Source organism: Ensifer sp. 4252 (assembly GCF_050434565.1).
GTDB lineage: Bacteria > Pseudomonadota > Alphaproteobacteria > Rhizobiales > Rhizobiaceae > Ensifer.
Genome location: NZ_JBNDIU010000031.1, coordinates 13,762 through 31,279, shown reverse-complemented (window position 1 = coordinate 31,279; position 17,518 = coordinate 13,762). Strand labels below are relative to the sequence as shown.

The window sequence follows — 17,518 nt, the reverse complement described above, 5'->3', positions numbered from 1 at the left end:
GAGCCTACTACAAGGGCATTTTCCGCAACTGATGATGGGTTGCGGAAGGTGCTGGCTGACGAGCTGAACGGCGCTTTCCGACGGGGATAGGCGGCACACATCGGCGGAGCGCCTGCGACAGATGTCGCGCTTTGGCTCATCGCTGCCTTCACGCTCGACGTCGGTTCAGCAGGAGGGCGAACACCGGCGCTCCAACCAATGCCGTCACGATGCCGGCCGGCAATTCGCGCGGCGCAACGATGCTGCGCCCCACCATATCGGCGACGACAACGAGAATGGCGCCAAGTGCCAGCGAGACGGGCAGAAGCCGCGCATGTTTCGGACCGGCGAGGAGCCTTCCAGCGTGCGGCGCCAGAAGGCCGACGAAGCCGATGGCGCCAATGGACGATACCGCGCCGGCGACGAAGGCAGCTGCCATCGCCGCCGCAGCAAAACGGGTTCTGCCGGTCGAAAGCCCCAGGGAACGCGCCGTGTCGTCACCGAGTGCAAGCACGTCCAGCCGCGAGCAGAACGACACCGCCGCGACGAGCAGGAACAGGAGCCAGGGGACAAGTGCGACCGCATCGTCCATGCCGCGGGCATGGGTGGAACCCGCCAGCCAGGACAGGGCTTGCGTTGTCTGCAGCCGCGCTTCGACGACCACGATCGTCCCGCAGGCGCCAAGGCTCGCCGCCAGGGCGATACCGTAAAGCACCAGCCTTTCCGGTGTCCGATGGACCCCGAAGGCGAACAGGCAGAACAGGGCGGCAAAAGAACCCGTCGCCGCAACCAACTGGAAACCGAACGACCCGGGCAGCAAGCCGCCGAGAAGGGCGACGAGGCTGAACAGGGCGGCACCCTGCGCCAGACCCAGGGTTTCCGGCCCGCACAGCGGATTGCGCGTCGCCGCCTGAAGGAAGACGCCGGCGCCCGCAAGAAGCAGGCCTGCCCCCATGGCGACAAGCAGGCGCGGCGCCCGCAAATCGAACGCGGCAGCCAGCTCCGACATTTTCGTTGCGATACCGTCTCCAACAGCAAGCGCCGATGCGACAGCGACCGCCGATGCCGCCAGCAGGACGACGGCGAGGACGCCAGCCGGCAGGCGCGACGATGTTGAAAGCGACCTCGGCCGCTGCTCTTGGCCGATCCTGGCAAAGCGCAGCAGGATCAGCATCCCGGGAGCTCCGAGGCAGGCAACGATCGCTCCGGTCGGGATCGATGAGCCTTCGGCGCTTAGCCATTGTGCTGCGACATCGGCAAGCAGCACGACGACCGCGCCCCACAGCGCCGAAAGAGGGATGACGTGGCGATGCCGGGTAATGCCGATGCCACGGATCAGATTGGGAATGGCAAGGCCGACGAAACCGATGGGACCGCCGAGCGTGACGGCCGATCCGGCCAGCACCACGCTTGCGCAAAGGGCAAGCACGGTCACCGTTCTGGTGATCCCGAGACCCTTGGCCGAATCTTCGCCGAGCCCCAGAAGATCCAGCGATCGCGCCATCATGCCGACGACGAAAAGCCCGATGGCGACGGCGGGGCCGACGGTGGCAACCTTCGTCCAGCCCGTCTGGTCGAGGATGCCGGCGGACCAGAGGACGATGCCGGAGGCCCGATCGTCCGCCATGAGAACGATGGCCGACGATATCGCCGCGAACGAGAGCGAAACGGCAATGCCGGCAAGCGCCAGGCGCACCGGCGGTGCCCGAAGGCCGCCACCGAGCGCCAGGCAGGCGAGCCCACCAAAAACGCCGCCGATAACGGTTGCCGCAAGGCTAGGCACGTAGAACGGCAGAAGCAGCGTGGCGATAACCAGCGCAAGCTGCGCACCCGTCGTCACCGCCAGAATATCCGGTGCAGCAAGCGGGTTCCGCAGCACCGTCTGCATGACGGCGCCGGCGACAGCAAGACATATGCCGACCAGAATGGCTGCCGAAAGCCGGGGCGCCCGGATGGTCTCGATGATGGCCTGCGCCAACGTCTGCGGACGCGAAGGCGCCGCGACGATATCGCTCCAGGCGACAAGGCTGCCGCCCTGCATCAGCGCCAGGAACGAAAGTGCGATCAGCAGGGCCAGCCCCAACCCGAACATCAGCCTCGGCGAAACTGCCGGCGATGCCAGCATCGATGCGGAGCGCACTACAGATGCTCTCCAGCGCGAGCGCTACCGTCGCCGTTCCCGACCCAGTCGATCAGGCAGAAGGGCCGGCCGGTATGCGGATGCGGGACAACGTCGACCGTGCAGCCGAAGGCATGACTGAGGCGCTCTCGCCTGAAGATTTCAGCTGGTGCGCCGGTCGAAAGCACCTCTCCCTTTTTCATCAGGATGACGTCGTCGGCAAATTCGATCACCTGATTGAGATCGTGCAGCACCGCAATGATCGTCAACCCATCCTCGCGGTTGAGCCGACGCAACAGCGTCAGCAGCTCTGCCTGATGGCGCACGTCGAGGAAGCTCGTGGGCTCGTCGAGAAACAGAATTTGCGGCTCCTGGGCAAGGGCCATCGCCACCCAGGCCCGCTGCCGCTCGCCGCCGGATAGCGAGGAAAGCTGGCGCTGGCGCATGTCCTGCAGATCGACCGCATCGATCGCCCGCTCGATCGCCTCCCGGTCGTGCCCCCTCAGCCGTGTCAGCCATGGCCGATGCGGGTATCGTCCCTGCTCGACCAGTTCCTCGACGTTCAACCCCGCCGGTGTTTCCGGATTTTGTCCGAGCACCGCGACCTGCCTTGCAATCTGGCGTCGGCTCAGGCTGTTTAGGGCTTGCCCGGCGAGCAGGATATCGCCGCTGGTCGGCGCCTCGAGGCCCGAAAGGCATTTCAACAGCGTGCTCTTGCCCGATCCGTTGGCGCCGCAAATGGCAGTGATACGGCCGGCACTGATCGCGACGGAGGCACGATCGACGGCAGGCACGCCATTGAAGACGACACTGATACCCTTTGCCTCGATGATCGCCGCTTGCTTTGTTGCGGCGGTATCGTGCGCCATCGCCGCCACGGTCACGACAGCACCTCGCGCAGTGCATTGCGCAGTGCCGAAACGGAGCGGTATCCGACGTCGACCGCCGCCTCCTCCAGTCTTGCGCCTTCCGCCCGGCGACGCATGACATGGGCAATGCGTAGACGCCGCCGCCACTCGGCGAAGCTCATGCCGGTCTGCGTCCTGAATTTGCGGGTCATGGTCCGGCGGCTCATGCCCAGTATGTCGGACCAGCTATCGATATCGAGATCGATGGACGGCTTATCGGAAAGATCCATACAGAGTTTCTGCAGCCGCTTGTCCTGCGGCATCGGCAAGGCGAAAGGCCCCTCCTCGGCACGCGTGATCTCCTGCAGGATCAAGGCGACGAGATGCCCGCCCCGGCCTTGCTCGTCATAGAGGACGGGCTCCTCCAAAAGGGCCGAAACGGTCGCCGACAGCAAGGGCGACGTCGGGATGACACGAACGGGATCCCAGTCCAGCACCGGATCGGTGACAGGCTCGATGTAGAGCGATTGCATTCGCACCCGGCCGTGGCTGGTCACGGCATGCGGCAGGTTCGGCGCGATCAGCAGGCCATGCCCGCTCGGCACGATGAACGATGCATCCAGCGTTCGCGCGGTCATGAACCCTTCGACGCTTTGCAGCAGTTGCCCGCGCCGGTGGCTGTGCCACCCGAAATCGACGCTCGTCTCATAAAGGCGGGTCATCGCAGCCACCGGGCGCGGAACCGTCTGAAGATCGATGGCTTGCTGCGGGCGCTTCACTCCAACCTCGTTAATTGCTATCTGCGGAACGCGACCTTGCGTTGCGCCTCTCGCTCATGCCCGGCGGGATTGCTCTTCCGGCCCAACGTCGCGGTGAGCAATAGACACGAGGCCAGGCATTTTCAAAGCACTATTTGGCCCATGTTCTCGAAATGTGCGCCCTTGGATCAATCGGGCCATATATTGGCCCGACGGCGCTCGTTTTTGACCTGACAATGTTGACTTCAAAAGTCTAGTTAGTCGCCGAGAGCGGTTCGACAGACCCGCACAAGACGACAGGCAACGGCCTTGCCGCATGGGCGGACGGCTGAGCCTTCTGGAAATGCAAGGTCAGGAAAATTGGCAATGGCTCACAGGCATTCGAGTTTCGCGCGCTCATCCAACGGCGACTTGCAGACGCGCTGCGCACACAAAGCCCGCTCGACGACCTATGGCCTGCTGATTTCGAGCGTCGCAGGTTTCGCGATCCTGGCGCAGACATCTCCTGCCCATGCACAAGACGCCCAGCCGGCAACGGCGTTGGAAACGATCACCGTCGAGGGCAACCGTGCGACCACGAAGACGTCGCGCTCTGGCGGAACCGGCTACGTCGCCAAGGACAGCGCATCGGCGACCAAGACCCCGACACCGGTTGCCGAGACGCCGCAATCCATTTCCGTCATCACGCGGGCCAGCATGACGGACCGCGCCGTGCAGTCCGTCGCCGACAGCCTGGTCTACAGCGCCAACGTCAACGGCCAGCGCTACGGCAACGACACGCGCTCAGACTATTTCACCGTGCGCGGCTTCCCGGCCGATCTTTATCTCGACGGCCTGCGCATTCCGCAGATCGCCAACCAGACGGGTGGCTATGCCGGCTTTCGCGTGGAGCCGTATTTCCTCAACCGCGTTGAAGTTCTGCGCGGCCCAAGCTCGGCGCTTTTCGGCCAGACCAATGTCGGCGGCGTCGTCAACATGATCAGCAAGGACCCGTCCGATACGGCAAGCGGCGAAGTCTATGCGCGCTATGGCAGCTTCAGCCAGAAGGAGACGGGCTTCGACCTCACCGGCCCGCTCGGCAAGGACAGCGATCTCGCCTATCGCCTGACGGGCATCTACCGCGACAGCGAGACGGGCATCAAGCTCGGCAAGAACGACCGCTTCGCCATCAGTCCGACGATCTCCTGGACGCCGGACGAGGACACGAGCCTCACCGTCTACGGCGCCTCCATGAAGGACGACGCCGGACAGGCCGGCGCCATCATCCCCGCGCGCGGCAGCGTCCTGCCCAATGGCCTGGGGCTGACGATCCCCCGGGACTTCACCGATGGCGACCCGCGCTACGACACCTATGAAAAGGAAACGGCCTATGTCGGCTATCGCCTGGAGCATGCGCTCAGCGACGACCTGACGCTGCGGCAGAACTTCCGCTACTCCCGCCTCGACGCAAACTACCAGAACCTCTTTACGAGCGGTCTGCTCCCCGACAACCGAACCATCACGCGCACGGTCTACAATGCGCAGCCGGTGCTCGACGCCTATGCGCTCGACACCAACCTGGAGTACAAGTTCGATACGGGCCCCGTGCAGCATACGATGCTGGCCGGCGTCGACTTCCAATGGCAGCGGCTGATCAACAACACCGGCTCCAGGGCCGGCCCGACCCAGGATCTGTTCGATCCGACCTATGACAAGCCACTGACGGCGGCACCGATCACCAACCGGCTGGACCAGATCCAGCGGCAGGTCGGCATCTATGTCCAGGACCAGATCGAGCTCGGCGGGCTGCGCCTGACCGCCGGCGGGCGCCAGGATTTCGTCAACATCAGCTCTCAGTCCAAGTCGTTGATATCAGGCGCGGCGACGCCTTACACACAGGACCCGAGCCGGTTTACCGGCCGCGTCGGTGCCGCCTATGTGTTCGACAACGGCGTCGTGCCCTATGCGCTTTATTCGACGTCGTTCCTGCCTGTTCTGACGCTGGCCAGCACGCCATTGAAGCCGACGACCGGAACGCTGAAGGAAGTCGGCGTCAAGTATGCGCCTGATGACGCAGACTTCGACGTGACGCTGTCGGCGTTTGAGGCGACCCAGCAGAATGTGGTCAACCGCATTGCCACCGTCTACTATCAGACTGACGAAGTCCGGGTGCGCGGCGTCGAGATCGAAGCCAACGCCAGTCTGTGGGACGGCCTTAACCTGACGGCTGCGGCCAGCTTCCAGAACCCGGAAGTCACCGAAAGCCGAACCGCAACGCAGATCGGAAAGCTGCCCTACACCGTGCCGAAGCAACAGCAATCGCTGTTGGTCAGCTATGACATGCCTCTGCCGGATGCATGGGAAGGCAATCTGGTGGTCGGCGGCGGCGTTCGCCACATCGGCAAGACAGCGGGCGATACGGCCAACTCGTTCTTCGTCCCCGGATACACGCTCGTCGACGCTTTCGTTCGCTATGAACACGACCGTTACCGCCTGCAACTCAACGGCTACAATCTCGGCGACAAGACCTATGTTGCGGGATGCAACACGATGACCCAGTGCTACTACGGCCAGGGCCGGTCGGTCGTCGCAACCGCGAGCATCAAATGGTGATCAGACAGACGCGACGGGGTTTCCTTTGCGGCGCCCTGTCGCTTCTCGCAGCCCCTCGCCTTGATGCCGGCGAGCCCCGCCGGCTCGTGACGCTCGAATGGCTGGCAACCGAGATCGCCCTCTTGCTGGGCGAACGACCCGTCGGCGTTGCCGATCTCGATGGCTATCGCCGCTGGGTATCGATCGAGAATCACAGACTGGATGGCGCGGTCGATGTCGGCGGCCGCCAGCAGCCGAGCATGGAGGCGCTGAACCGCCTTCAGCCTGATCTCATCCTGTCTTCCGCCCTGCGTCACCGGGCGCTCGAACACCGGCTCTTGGAAATTGCCCCGACGCAGCTTCTCGACGACCAGCCGGAAAACGGCGATCTTCTGACTGCAGTCTACACCTGCACGAAAGTCGCGGGCGAAACGTTAGGGCGCAGTGCCGAGGCCACGGCGTTGCTTGCGGATTTCGACACGAAGCTGGCTGTCATCGCGGCCGATATCGCCGGCAGCAAGCTTGACGGGCAGCCGGTGCTTGTCGCCCAGCCATTGCCCGGCGTGCCGCGCCTGCGCATCTTCACCGCCAATTCGGCAGTGATGCAGGTTCTCGTCCGGGCCGGTTTTAGCGCAGCGCTCGATCTGGCACCGGAACCGTTCGGTTTCAGCACCATAGGGCTCGAGGGCCTCGCCTCGCTCGACGGTAAATCCAAGCTCGTCCTGCTCTCCGACGAAGTGCCGGCGGAATTGCAGACCAGTGCACTATGGCCGATGTTGCCCGTGGTTGCTTCCGGCGGCGTGGTTCCAGTCGGCCTGCCAAGCTGGCCCTTCGGCGGTCCCGCTTCGCTGCTCGGACTAGTAACAAATACGGTTGCAAAACTGCGGGCCTGACTCAAAATCGGCTTGCGACTTTCCAACGAGTCCTCAATCCTTGCAGCTATGTAGGCGTCGGATTGGAGGACGGTCGTTGTTATCCCGACTGCCCCGAACTTTGGCATGCCAAACCGACGAGGCTGCCGTCGATGCCAGCTTCCGGATCGCCGGCGCGGCAACTGCCGAATGCCACTAAGAGGATAGCACGGACAGCTCGGCATTTTCGAGCTTGATGTCCTTGCGCTGCCAGTTCGGTGATTTTAAAAAAGCGGAGCCTCGCCAACGATCGGATATTTGCATGCGCATCAAGATGCGCATATACTCGGCTCATCAAATGGAGAACACCATGCCCGAGCATGCGAGAGCTGCCACCTCAAAGCGCGCCGCCAATTTAACAATTGATGCCGACCTTCTTGCTGAAGCACGACACTTTGACATCAATATTTCGCGCGCTGCCGAGGCCGGTATCGCCAGGGCGGTGTCCGATGCCAAGGCTACCCGCTGGAAGAAAGAAAATAGCGAAGCCTTGCAGAGTTCGAATGCTTTCGTCGATGCAAATGGCCTACCACTGGCGCAGTTTCGTCAATTCTAATGCCGCATTATGATGTTTATGGCAATCCGGGCGGTGGCCTTGTGCTTGATGTACAAGCTGACGTGCTGGACGAATTGAAGACGCGTGTCGTCGTCCCCCTTTTACCAGTCGAAGCGGCCCCTCAACCGGCCAAACGCCTCAACCCCGTGTTTGAAATCTCCGGCGTTCGATATGCCTTGGTTACTCAGTTCCTGGCTGCGGTACCCGTATCGGCACTTTCAGAGCCGATCGCCAATCTATCGGAGCGGCACGACGAGATCGTCGCCGCTCTCGATATGGTTTTTCACGGCTTTTAGCGACGGGCTGAGGACAGGCGAGTAGCTTGCAGACAATCGCCCGACCTCGGTTACTCGAGGCGTGGGGACAACCGGCGCTCCCTTCACCTGGCCCGCACCAGCGGTCGTTGCCCAAGTCGATTGGGCAAGCGGCTCGCTATTACGACGATGCAGAGCGAAAACAGGGACGAGCGGCGCGGCTCGTTGCCTACAGCGCCGCGCGTCTTATTAGACGCGCAAAGGTCGCTGTAGCACTTTGAACCGCTGCATGTTTTTATCCTTAAATCGAATACGATTTAAGGAAACATGCAGCAATACGACCGGCCGCACTTTTGGACGCTGCTCTACTTTCCAGGCTCGCATCCAGGTAAGGACTGCCCCCCGAAACGGGCCCTTGTCGCGCGCATTATTTCAGTGAAACGCGGCAGCGAGCGCAAGCTGTCCAGGTCGTTGTCGTTTTCCATCCACACCAGCAGTTCGGCGCTCATCTTTGGCGCGATGCGCTCGAGCGCATCCAGTGCCGCAACGGTGTCGTCGGTCACCGCCCACGCACAAACAAGATTTGCTTGGAGTTGAATGTTGTCGGGCTCCAGCAGGCTGGCGCGGGATGCCCATTCGTGAGCCCGATGGCGGTCGCCAAGGAGCGCAAGGATACCGTCACCATGACCGATCGCGCCACTATGGTCTGGCTCGGCCGCGAACCATTGCACGTCTTGAACGGAGCCTTTTTGAAGCAAGTATAAACCACGCCCCTGACGCCGTCGTCGCGGCTAGTGATCTGGGACCCAGCATCGCCGTTTCCTGAAAATTCGCGCGTGCTCACCCGAGCCGGATAATACTGAAATTCACCGCCGCGATCACGCGCGGCGGCGTCCATTAAAGAAGCGAAATCGTCTTGTGTTTTATCGCGGCGTGACGTCGAAGCCGAACCACTTTTCCGAAAGCGTCTTGATCGTGCCGTCCGCCTTGGCGGCTGCGATCGCCTCGTTGAACAGTGCCTTCAGCTCCGGATCGGTCTTGCGCAGGCCGACGGAACTGCCGCGACCGAGAAAGCCACCCTGGAACCGGGGGCCCGTGGTCGTCATATCCTCATTGCCCGGCTTTTCGGAAGCCGTCGTCAGATAGGCCATCGAGGCCATCACCAGGTCGACGCGGCCCGCGGCGAGATCGAGATCGTGCTCCTCGGTCGTCTTGTATTCGCGCACGTCGACGACGCCCTTCAGATACTTGTCGACGAAGGCGGCACCCGTCGAGGCGATCTGGACGCCGATCGTCTTGCCTTCGAGCAGCGGCTTCAGCTTCTCGATCTCGGCGAGAGCGCCGGCCTCGTTCGATGCGAGCGAGAAGACCACGCCCTTTTCAGGCAGAGACGCGAGCGGGCCGGACTTCGAGGTCGCAAAAGCCTGGCCGGTTGAGCCATAGGAGTCGCTGAAGTCGATGACCTGTTCACGCTTGGCCGTTGCCGACATGCCGGAAATGATCGCATCGAACTTGCCGGCATTGAGCGCCGGGATCATGCCGTCGAAGTTCTGGACGTTGATCTCGCATTCGACCTTCATGTGAGCGCAGAGATATTTGCTGAGCTCGATCTCGTAGCCGTCAAGCGTGCCGTCTGGCTTGGTGAAATTGTAAGGCTTGAAGCCGCCTTCGGTAGCGACCGACACGCGCGTCCACGTCTTGTTTTCCGCATGCGCACCATTGGCGGAAAACATTATCGTCGCGATGCACAGGGCCTTCATTGCCGTTTTCGTGTAGTTCATTGGTAGTTCCCCTTTTTTTGAGTGGTTAAAGCCGCCGGTTCACGCCTTGATGAACCGCCGGAAGCGTTCGGATTTGGCATTGCCAAATACCTCGTCCGGTCGACCGTCTTCCTCGATCTGACCTTGGTGAAGAAAGATGACCCGGCTTGAGACATCGCGGGCGAAACCCATCTCATGGGTCACCACCAGCATCGTGCGTCCCTCTTCGGCGAGCGCACGCATGACGCGCAGCACCTCGCCGACGAGTTCCGGATCGAGAGCCGATGTCGGCTCGTCGAACAGCATCACGGCCGGACGCATGGCGAGCGCCCGGGCAATTGCCGCGCGCTGCTGCTGGCCGCCGGACAGGTGTGCCGGATAGTGATTGCGCTTGGCGGCGATCCCGACCTTGGCAAGAAGCGCTTCGGCTTCCTCGATGCACTCGGCGCGAGGGCGCTTCTGCACGTGGATCGGCGCCTCGATGACGTTTTCCAGCACCGTCTTGTGGGACCAGAGGTTGAAGCTCTGGAACACCATGCCGAGGCGCGAGCGGATGCGGTCCACCTGGGCGCGGTCCCTCGGACGGCTCTTGCCGTTTGCGGCAGCAAGCATCTCGATGGTTTCGCCCGCAACCGTAACCTCGCCACGGTCAGGCGTTTCGAGCATGTTGATGCAGCGAAGCAGGGTCGACTTGCCCGAACCGGACGAGCCGAGAATGGAGACGACCTCGCCTTCGCGCGCATCGAGCGAGATGCCCTTCAAGACCTCGATCGGGCCGAAGCTCTTGTGGATGTCCCGAACGCTGATGGCGACGGGCGCAATGGACGACGCGGGCGAACTCAATGCGCTTCTCCTTCGATGATGGCGGGCAACACCGCGGCCGGCTGCCTGAGATGCGGGCTCAGCCGGAACTCGACGATCTGCACCAGGCGTGTGAGCAGGAAATTGATGGTGAGATAGATGGCGCCGGCAACGACGAACACTTCGATCGCCCGATAGCTCTCGGAGATGATACGCGCCGCAACGCCGGTCACTTCCATGAGCGTAATGATCGATGCGAGCGACGTCGCCTTGACCATCGAGATCATCTCGTTGCCGTAGCCGGGCAACGCCTGCCTGACGCCGAGCGGCAGCGTGATGCGCCGGAAGATCATGAAGCGCGACATGCCACATGCCCTTGCCGCTTCGACCTGTCCGAAGGGTACGGAGAGCAGGCCGCCGCGAATGATCTCGCTGGCATAGGCGGCAGTGTTGAGCGCTAGCGCCAGGACCGCACACCAGTATGGCTCCCTGAGCACGGGCCAAAGCAGGCTGTGGCGAATGGCCGGAAACTGGCTGAGACCGTAGTAGATGATGAAGATCTGCACGAGCAATGGCGTGCCGCGGAAGACGAAGACATAGGTCTGCGCCAACCAGCGCAGCGGAGCGATGGCCGAAAATCGGGCGACAGCAATGCCGACCGCCAGGATCGCGCCGAGGACGATCGAGTTTGCCGCCAGCAACAACGTCAGGGGAACAGCCGAAACGAGGCTGACGAAGGTCTCCTGAAGGAAGGTCCAGTCCATCAGCTTCTCCTCACGCCGCGGCTGAAGTGCCGCTCGGCCCGATGCAGGATGGTGCTCGATACCGTCGAGATCGCGAGATAGATGCCGCCGGCAATCAGGTAGAAGTCGAAGGGCAGCCCGGTGGAGCCGGCGGCGATCTGCGCCTGGCGCAGCAGTTCGGCCACACCCGTAATCGAGACGAGCGCGCTCTCCTTGAGCACCACCTGCCAGACGTTGCCGAGGCCCGGCAACGCATGCCTGAGCGTCAGCGGCGCGACGATGCGCCTGAACCGGAGCCACCGCGGCATGCCGCAGGCGATCGCCGCCTCGATTTCTCCGGGATGAACCGCCCTGAATGCGCCACGGAAGACCTCCGTATGCTGCGCGCCCGATGTGATCCCGACCGCAAGCATGCCGGCAAGGAAACCCGGAAAGCCGATGAAGCCTTCCGCGCCGAACAGTTGTCCAACCGCTGAGATTGCCGCGGAGCCGCCGAAATAGAGAAGGTAGATCACCAAGAGATCAGGAATACCGCGCAGCACCGTCGTGTAGACGTCGGCGACGAGACGCGTTCCTGGCCCGCCCCTCACCTTGGACCAGGCGCCGAGGACGCCGATGACGGCACCGGTCGCATAGCCCGACAGCGCGATAAGGATTGTCATCGTTGCGCCGGCAAGCAGGATATTCCCCCAGCCACCGGGACCGAAACTGAGGAGTTCGAGGATACCGGGTTGGGTCACAATGCCTGAGCTCCCTTTTCGGCGGAACCCGCCGCACGCGAGGGAAGAGGCGGGTTGACGTCATCGGGGATCGGATTGACGAAGGGCGTTCCGTCGAGGCGGCTGCGATGGTCTGCCTTGGCGGCCGCCACCAGCTCCGGATCCGACATCAGGTCGATGGCAAGGCTTGCCATGGCCTTGGCAGCATGTGCCATGCCCTTGTGTGCGGCCGGCAGCTTCCCTTGCGCGACCAACTGCCAGGAATGGCCCGGCGTGCCGATCGCATAGGTCGCGCCGCGCATCTGCACCGTTGGCACGACCCAGCTCACGGTTCCGACATCGGTGGAGCCGACGATGCTGCCGTCGCCACCATAGAGCGGGTAGATCATGTCGCACAGCGGCTGGCCCTTGCGCGGCGACAGGCCAAAGCGCGCATAGGACGCGGCGATATCGTCGGGGGAGTAAGTCGCCTGAAACTTTCGCGCCGTATCGAGGTCGTCAGCATCGAAGGCTGCAGGACCGAGATGCTCAAGGCAGGTGTGGAGCCGTGCTTCCAGCGGACCATTGCCTACAAGATTGGCATCGCCGCTGACGACATCATGGCGCACGGTCGTCTCCGTCATCAAAGCCGCACCTTCGGCAATCTTCTTGACGCGCTCGATCAGCCCCAACAGCTCCGGCAATGTGCGGGCACGGATAAGATAGCGCACCGTTGCACGGGCCTGCACGACATTGGGCGCATCGCCACCGGCATCGGTGATCGCATAGTGGATGCGGGCGCTCGATGGCATGTGCTCGCGCATGTAGTTGACGCCGACATTCATTAGCTCGACGGCGTCGAGCGCGCTGCGGCCGAGATGCGGTGTCGCCGAGGCGTGGGAAGCGCGGCCGGAGAAGTGGAAATTGATCTCGTTGCAGGCAAGTGAGATCGGATTGTTGACACCGGAAAAGGCGGCCGGATGCCAGGAGATGGCGATATCGACATCGTCGAAGGCTCCGGCCCGCACCATGAAGCCCTTCGACGACCCGCCCTCTTCGGCCGGGCAGCCATAGTAGCGCACGCGCCCTTTCAGGCCGTTGGCCTTGAGGTAATCCTTGACCGCGGCGGCTGCAAGCATAGAGCCGGAGCCAAGCAGATTGTGGCCGCAGCCGTGGCCGTTGCCGCCGGGAACGACCGCTCGCTCTTCGGCAACGCCCGCGACCTGACTGAGGCCCGGGAGCGCATCGAACTCGCCGAGAATGGCGATCACCGGACCGCCTTCGCCCGCTTCGCCGATCAGCGCCGTCGGCAGGCCGGCGACATCGCGCTCAATGCGAAATCCTTCCGCTTCAAGCAGGCGGGCATGCTCGCTGGAGGATTGAAACTCCTCGTAGTTGGTCTCGGGACTGTCCCAAACGCGATCGCTGAGCTCGAAGAATGCCGGGCTCTTTTCCTCGACGATCGACCATACGAGTTCCGTATTCTTCATTGGCGTTTAGCATCCCATATGTCATAGTTACCAAAATTGGCGCCAATTTAGGATACAAAAATAAATTGCGCAATGGGCGGCGATGGATATTTTCGGTATCGGTCGCAGGCGCAAAAACAGACCATCGCAAGTGCGAACCAGGCGAGCCCGCGCGGCCCGCCGGCAATCGAGCAAACAGGAATGTCCATGACCGAAATGCAAAGCGTGACCGAGACTGCGGCCAAGGAGCGGGACGTCACCGATCTCGTTCTTGAGGACATTTTGACCGGCGTGCTGCCGGCCGGCACCTGGCTCAAGCAAATCGACCTCGAAAAGCGTTACGATTGCACCCGGCCGGAGGTTCGCCGTGCTCTTGACCGCCTGTCGCAGAAGCGGCTGGTCGAGCATGTGCCCAACCGCGGCTATCATGTTTACCTGCCGGACGGCCGGCGCGCCCAGGAAGTCAGCGATATCCGCGTCATCCTCGAAACCGCGGTTGCCGACCTGATGGTGGAACGTGCCACGCCCGAAAGCATCGCCAGACTGCGCCAGCTCGCCAGCCATTTCGACCAGATGACGATGGTCGGCACAGTGCTGGAGCATTACGAGGCCAACCTCGCCTTCCATCGCGAACTGCTGCTTCTGTCAGGCAACCACGAGCTTGTGGACCTCGTTTCCGAAATCCGTCAACGCACCTCATCGGCACCGGTCTCGCAGTGGCGCACAAGAGCCCGCGTCGAACGGTCCGCACGCGAACATCACATGATGGTCGATGCGCTCGAAGCCCGAGACGTGGCCGACCTCAAACGCCTGATCGAGGCGCATATCCGTCAGACCGGCGATGCCGCTCCAGCCGAAAGCGCTGCGCGTCAGGCGTGATGTAGCGTGCCTTCGACTGCATAGTTCCTTAAATCGGCTCGATTGAAGGAGAAAACTATGCAGCAAGTCTAAAGAGTTGCAGCGGCGCGCGTCATATTTGGCGCGCGACGCTGTAGTGGAAAAACGGCCGAATTCCCCTGCTTTTTCAGAGTTGTGGCGGTCTCGCGCAGAACCTAAGCTTCGGTCCAAAGTGAGGTTCTGCCATGTCAAACACCCGCAATCCCCCAGCAACCGACATCCTGGAGATGCGCGAAGCTCTGGCTGAGTGGTGCACCCAAAACAACTGCACCCAATCCGACCCGCCCGCCAACAAGATCGCGCTTCGGATTTTCGACGTCGCAAGCGGAAAAAAGCTCAATCGCGCCGAGATCCTGGCTCTGCTGTCGAACGGCTAGCAGGCGTTCGCCGGGTTGCCGGCAACGGCGAGCGAGATGGGCCGGTTTCTCAAGACAGTGCCATTCTGCTTGCCGCCAGCCTCACGCCTTCGGCGATCCGGTCTCTGCCGATCGACGAGTATCCCATGCGGAAAAAACGGCAGCTTTCTTCCTCGGTCGGGAAGAACGGCGATCCGGACTCGATCAGAACCCCGTCTTCGCGCAGATCGGTCATCAGCCTATCCGCATCCAGACCCTCGGGGCCTTCGATCCAGAAGGAGGTTCCGCCGAACGCCGCCGATCCCGCGATCTTCAGCCCATTGGCGTTGAGTGCCTCTGCCATCACCCGATGGCGCAGGTGATACTCTTCTCGCATCCTGTGAAGCACGGCGTCGTAGTGACCGAGTGCCAGAAAATAAGCGGCCGTCCGCTGCAGGTGCCCCGGTGGATGGCGCAGCATCAGGGCGCGCAGCGCCCGCGCCTCGCGGATGACCGGCGCCGGCGCGACGAGATAGCCAAGCCGCAGACCGGGGAAAAGCGACTTCGAGAAACTGCCGATGTAAAAGACCCGCCCGTTCCGGTCGAAGGCCTTCAGCGCCGGTGACGGCGGGGCGAGAAAGCTCATCTCGAACTCGTAATCGTCCTCGATGATGACGAAGTCCCTAGTTGACGCGGCTTCGAGCAGCGCGACGCGCCGATCCATGGGCATGGTCGCACCCGTCGGGGAATGATGACTCGGGGTCACGAACACGGCGTCGACCTCACGCGGCAAGTTGGCCGGCGGCAGCCCGCCGTCATCGACATCGAGCACCGTGACCTTTGCGCCGCTCAGTTGCAGCGAGGCACTCATATCCGGATGGCAAGGATTTTCGCAGACTGCATGGGAGCCACGCCGCAGCAACAGCTGGATGACGATCCAGAGCGCATTTTGCGCGCCCACCGTCACCAGGATCTCGTCCGGGTTGGCCCGGATGCCGCGGCCCGGCAACGTGCGCGAACAGATATAGTTGACCAGTTGCACATCGTCCGACGCGGCGAAATCGCCAGCCATGAGCTCGAAATCTTCACGCGCCAGCGCGCGTCGGGCGCAATCTCGCCAGGCGGTGAGATCGAACAGCGACGGATCCATCTGGCCATAGAGGAAAGGGTAGGGATACCGCCGCCAATCGAGCGGCTTGCGCATCTGCTTGGCGACGCGAAAGGTCGAACGCAGCTTGGACGACCAGTCCACGGCATCTGCATCCGGCGACGCCACATCCGTATCGAGCACGTTGAACGGCGGCTTGTCGGCGACGCGGTAGCTGCTCCGGTCGGCCGCATCGAGATAGCCCTGGGCTGCCAGCTCCTGATAGGCGAGCGTGACCGTCAGCCGGGAGATGTTGAGATAGGTTGCAAGCTTGCGTGTCGACGGAAGCTGAGCGCCGGGCGGCAGCCGCCCTGACAAAACGGCGGAGACGACCGTCTCGCGGATTTGCGCCTGCAGGCTCGTGCGGCTCGCCCGGTCGATGAAGAAGATGGTTTCCGGAACAGAAATGCGGGCCATGTCCGATCCCACAACGAACGAAACTGGACTTATCTAACTTTCAATCTGGCTATAAAGCAAACGAGAAAGCTGCTTTATCCCTTATGGTCGAAAATGAGATCGACATATCAGTCGACAGATCCCGAGAAACGGGGTCGGAACCAGAGGGAAACACATGTTCTATTCCAACGCCCTGAAAACCATGGCGGGGGCAGCCGCGATTGCGGCCGGCCTCCTGACCTCCAGCCTCGCCCGCGCCGAGACCAATGTGATCATCGGCTACCAGCAGATCGTCGGCCCGTTCATTGCGGCCATCGCCGACGGCCGCTTCGACGCCGCCGCGAAGGAAGCCGGCTACCTCGTCGACTGGCGCCAGTTCAGCTCCGGCGGCGACATCTCGACGGCGCTTGCATCGGGCAACGTGCCGATCGGCGTCATCGGCTCGACCGGCACTACGGCCGCGGCGACCCGTGGCGTCGAACTCGAACTGTTCTGGATCCTCGACAACATCGGCAAGTCGGAAGCCCTCGTCGCCCGCGAAGGCTCTGGTATCGAGAAACCGGAGGACCTGGTCGGCCGCTCCGTCGGCGTGCCGTTCGTCTCGACCTCGCATTTCCATCTGCTTGTCGGCCTCGAGCAGGTATGGAAGGTCGATCCACGCGAAGTCAACATCCTCAACATGAAGCCGCCGCAGATCGTCGCCGCCTGGCAGCGCGGCGATATCGATGCCGCTTACGTCTGGCCGCCGGCCTTGTCGGAACTCTTAAAGACCGGCAAGGTGATCTCCGATTCCGAAGCGATCGGCGCGGCAAGCGTGCCGACCTTCGACGGGCTTGTGGTCGACAAGAAATGGGCGGCCGAAAACCCGAAGTTCATGGCCGCCTTCACCAAGGTGCTGGCCGAAGCCTACGCCGACTACAAGGCAAACGGCGCAAGCTGGACGGCGGACTCCGCACCGGTCCAGAACATCGTCAAGCTCATCGGCGGCGATGGCGCCGGCACCGTCGAGGCGCTGAACCTGTTGTCGTTCCCGACCGCGCAGGAACAGGCGTCCGAGACCTGGCTCGGCGGCGGCGCGGTGCGCGCACTGTCGGAAAGCGCGAAATTCCTTGCCGACCAGAAGCAGATCGACAAGGCGCTCGACGACTACGCGGCTTATGTCAACAGCGCCTACGCGAAAGAGGCTGCGAAGTAGCCGACGCCCGCTCCTGACCCCCAAAACGGTCAGGAGCGCCGCCAACGCAACTCAACAGCCGTTTTTTTCGAAAGGCCTGCA

At 62.6% G+C, this 17,518-nt stretch carries 17 protein-coding genes; 7 read left to right on the top strand and 10 right to left on the bottom strand.

Annotated elements, in window-relative coordinates:
• Positions 1–148: 148 nt before the first annotated feature.
• The 3 genes from ABIE33_RS32335 to ABIE33_RS32325 are packed head-to-tail and all read right to left on the bottom strand — an operon-like array spanning position 149 to position 3,725.
• On the bottom strand, positions 149–2,119 hold the full coding sequence (locus tag ABIE33_RS32335; RefSeq protein WP_429132670.1) for an iron ABC transporter permease: 1,971 nt from the start codon (positions 2,117–2,119) through the stop codon (positions 149–151).
• Positions 2,119–2,982 (bottom strand): ABC transporter ATP-binding protein, encoded by an 864-nt coding sequence (locus ABIE33_RS32330; protein WP_429132668.1) that lies wholly within the window; start codon positions 2,980–2,982, stop codon positions 2,119–2,121. Before ABIE33_RS32330 ends, ABIE33_RS32335 begins: the two co-directional genes overlap by 1 nt.
• A complete protein-coding gene (locus ABIE33_RS32325; protein WP_429132666.1) occupies positions 2,979–3,725 on the bottom strand; it encodes an AraC family transcriptional regulator in 747 nt (248 codons plus the stop codon). Before ABIE33_RS32325 ends, ABIE33_RS32330 begins: the two co-directional genes overlap by 4 nt.
• 345 nt (positions 3,726–4,070) lie before the next feature.
• On the opposite strand from ABIE33_RS32325, the gene ABIE33_RS32320 reads away from it, so the two are divergent.
• The 4 genes from ABIE33_RS32320 to ABIE33_RS32305 all read left to right on the top strand — a co-directional run bounded on the left by ABIE33_RS32320 (position 4,071) and on the right by ABIE33_RS32305 (position 8,038).
• On the top strand, positions 4,071–6,296 hold the full coding sequence (locus tag ABIE33_RS32320; RefSeq protein ID WP_429132664.1) for a TonB-dependent siderophore receptor: 2,226 nt from the start codon (positions 4,071–4,073) through the stop codon (positions 6,294–6,296).
• Positions 6,290–7,168 (top strand): ABC transporter substrate-binding protein, encoded by an 879-nt coding sequence (locus ABIE33_RS32315; RefSeq protein ID WP_429132662.1) that lies wholly within the window; start codon positions 6,290–6,292, stop codon positions 7,166–7,168. Before ABIE33_RS32320 ends, ABIE33_RS32315 begins: the two co-directional genes overlap by 7 nt.
• Before the next feature lie 280 nt (positions 7,169–7,448).
• Complete coding sequence (locus tag ABIE33_RS32310; protein WP_429132660.1) at positions 7,449–7,742, top strand: type II toxin-antitoxin system CcdA family antitoxin; 294 nt, start codon at positions 7,449–7,451, stop codon at positions 7,740–7,742.
• Positions 7,742–8,038 carry a CcdB family protein gene (locus ABIE33_RS32305; RefSeq protein WP_429132658.1) on the top strand — a complete coding sequence of 99 codons (297 nt, stop codon included), beginning with the start codon at positions 7,742–7,744 and terminating at the stop codon, positions 8,036–8,038. Before ABIE33_RS32310 ends, ABIE33_RS32305 begins: the two co-directional genes overlap by 1 nt.
• Positions 8,039–8,361: 323 nt before the next feature.
• On the opposite strand, the gene ABIE33_RS32300 is transcribed toward ABIE33_RS32305, so the two are convergent.
• The 6 genes from ABIE33_RS32300 to ABIE33_RS32275 form a co-directional block, all read right to left on the bottom strand.
• Complete coding sequence (locus ABIE33_RS32300) at positions 8,362–8,754, bottom strand: TPR end-of-group domain-containing protein (RefSeq protein ID WP_429132656.1); 393 nt, start codon at positions 8,752–8,754, stop codon at positions 8,362–8,364.
• A 165-nt stretch (positions 8,755–8,919) separates the two neighbouring features.
• A complete protein-coding gene (locus ABIE33_RS32295; protein ID WP_429132654.1) occupies positions 8,920–9,777 on the bottom strand; it encodes a transporter substrate-binding domain-containing protein in 858 nt (285 codons plus the stop codon).
• A gap of 39 nt (positions 9,778–9,816) precedes the next feature.
• Positions 9,817–10,599 (bottom strand): ABC transporter ATP-binding protein, encoded by a 783-nt coding sequence (locus ABIE33_RS32290; RefSeq protein WP_429132653.1) that lies wholly within the window; start codon positions 10,597–10,599, stop codon positions 9,817–9,819.
• Positions 10,596–11,321, bottom strand: a complete 726-nt coding sequence (locus tag ABIE33_RS32285) for an ABC transporter permease (RefSeq protein ID WP_429132651.1) — start codon at positions 11,319–11,321, stop codon at positions 10,596–10,598. The genes ABIE33_RS32290 and ABIE33_RS32285 overlap by 4 nt, the downstream gene beginning before the upstream one ends.
• The gene (locus ABIE33_RS32280) at positions 11,321–12,040 is read right to left on the bottom strand and encodes an ABC transporter permease (RefSeq protein ID WP_429132649.1); all 720 of its coding nucleotides are present in this window, start codon (positions 12,038–12,040) and stop codon (positions 11,321–11,323) included. The genes ABIE33_RS32285 and ABIE33_RS32280 overlap by 1 nt, the downstream gene beginning before the upstream one ends.
• Positions 12,037–13,488, bottom strand: a complete 1,452-nt coding sequence (locus tag ABIE33_RS32275) for a M20 family metallopeptidase (RefSeq protein ID WP_429132647.1) — start codon at positions 13,486–13,488, stop codon at positions 12,037–12,039. Before ABIE33_RS32275 ends, ABIE33_RS32280 begins: the two co-directional genes overlap by 4 nt.
• 180 nt (positions 13,489–13,668) lie before the next feature.
• Between ABIE33_RS32275 and ABIE33_RS32270 the strand changes: the two genes are divergently transcribed.
• Together ABIE33_RS32270 and ABIE33_RS32265 are read left to right on the top strand one after the other, a co-directional pair.
• Positions 13,669–14,346 carry a GntR family transcriptional regulator gene (locus ABIE33_RS32270; RefSeq protein ID WP_429132645.1) on the top strand — a complete coding sequence of 226 codons (678 nt, stop codon included), beginning with the start codon at positions 13,669–13,671 and terminating at the stop codon, positions 14,344–14,346.
• 203 nt (positions 14,347–14,549) lie between these two features.
• Positions 14,550–14,741 carry a hypothetical protein gene (locus ABIE33_RS32265; protein ID WP_429132643.1) on the top strand — a complete coding sequence of 64 codons (192 nt, stop codon included), beginning with the start codon at positions 14,550–14,552 and terminating at the stop codon, positions 14,739–14,741.
• Between the two features lie 49 nt (positions 14,742–14,790).
• Here ABIE33_RS32265 and ABIE33_RS32260 read toward each other — a convergent pair whose 3' ends face one another.
• Positions 14,791–16,263 (bottom strand): PLP-dependent aminotransferase family protein, encoded by a 1,473-nt coding sequence (locus tag ABIE33_RS32260; protein ID WP_429132642.1) that lies wholly within the window; start codon positions 16,261–16,263, stop codon positions 14,791–14,793.
• Positions 16,264–16,417: 154 nt separating this feature from the next.
• On the opposite strand from ABIE33_RS32260, the gene tauA reads away from it, so the two are divergent.
• Positions 16,418–17,437 carry a taurine ABC transporter substrate-binding protein gene (tauA, locus tag ABIE33_RS32255; RefSeq protein WP_429132641.1) on the top strand — a complete coding sequence of 340 codons (1,020 nt, stop codon included), beginning with the start codon at positions 16,418–16,420 and terminating at the stop codon, positions 17,435–17,437.
• Positions 17,438–17,518 lie beyond the last annotated feature (81 nt).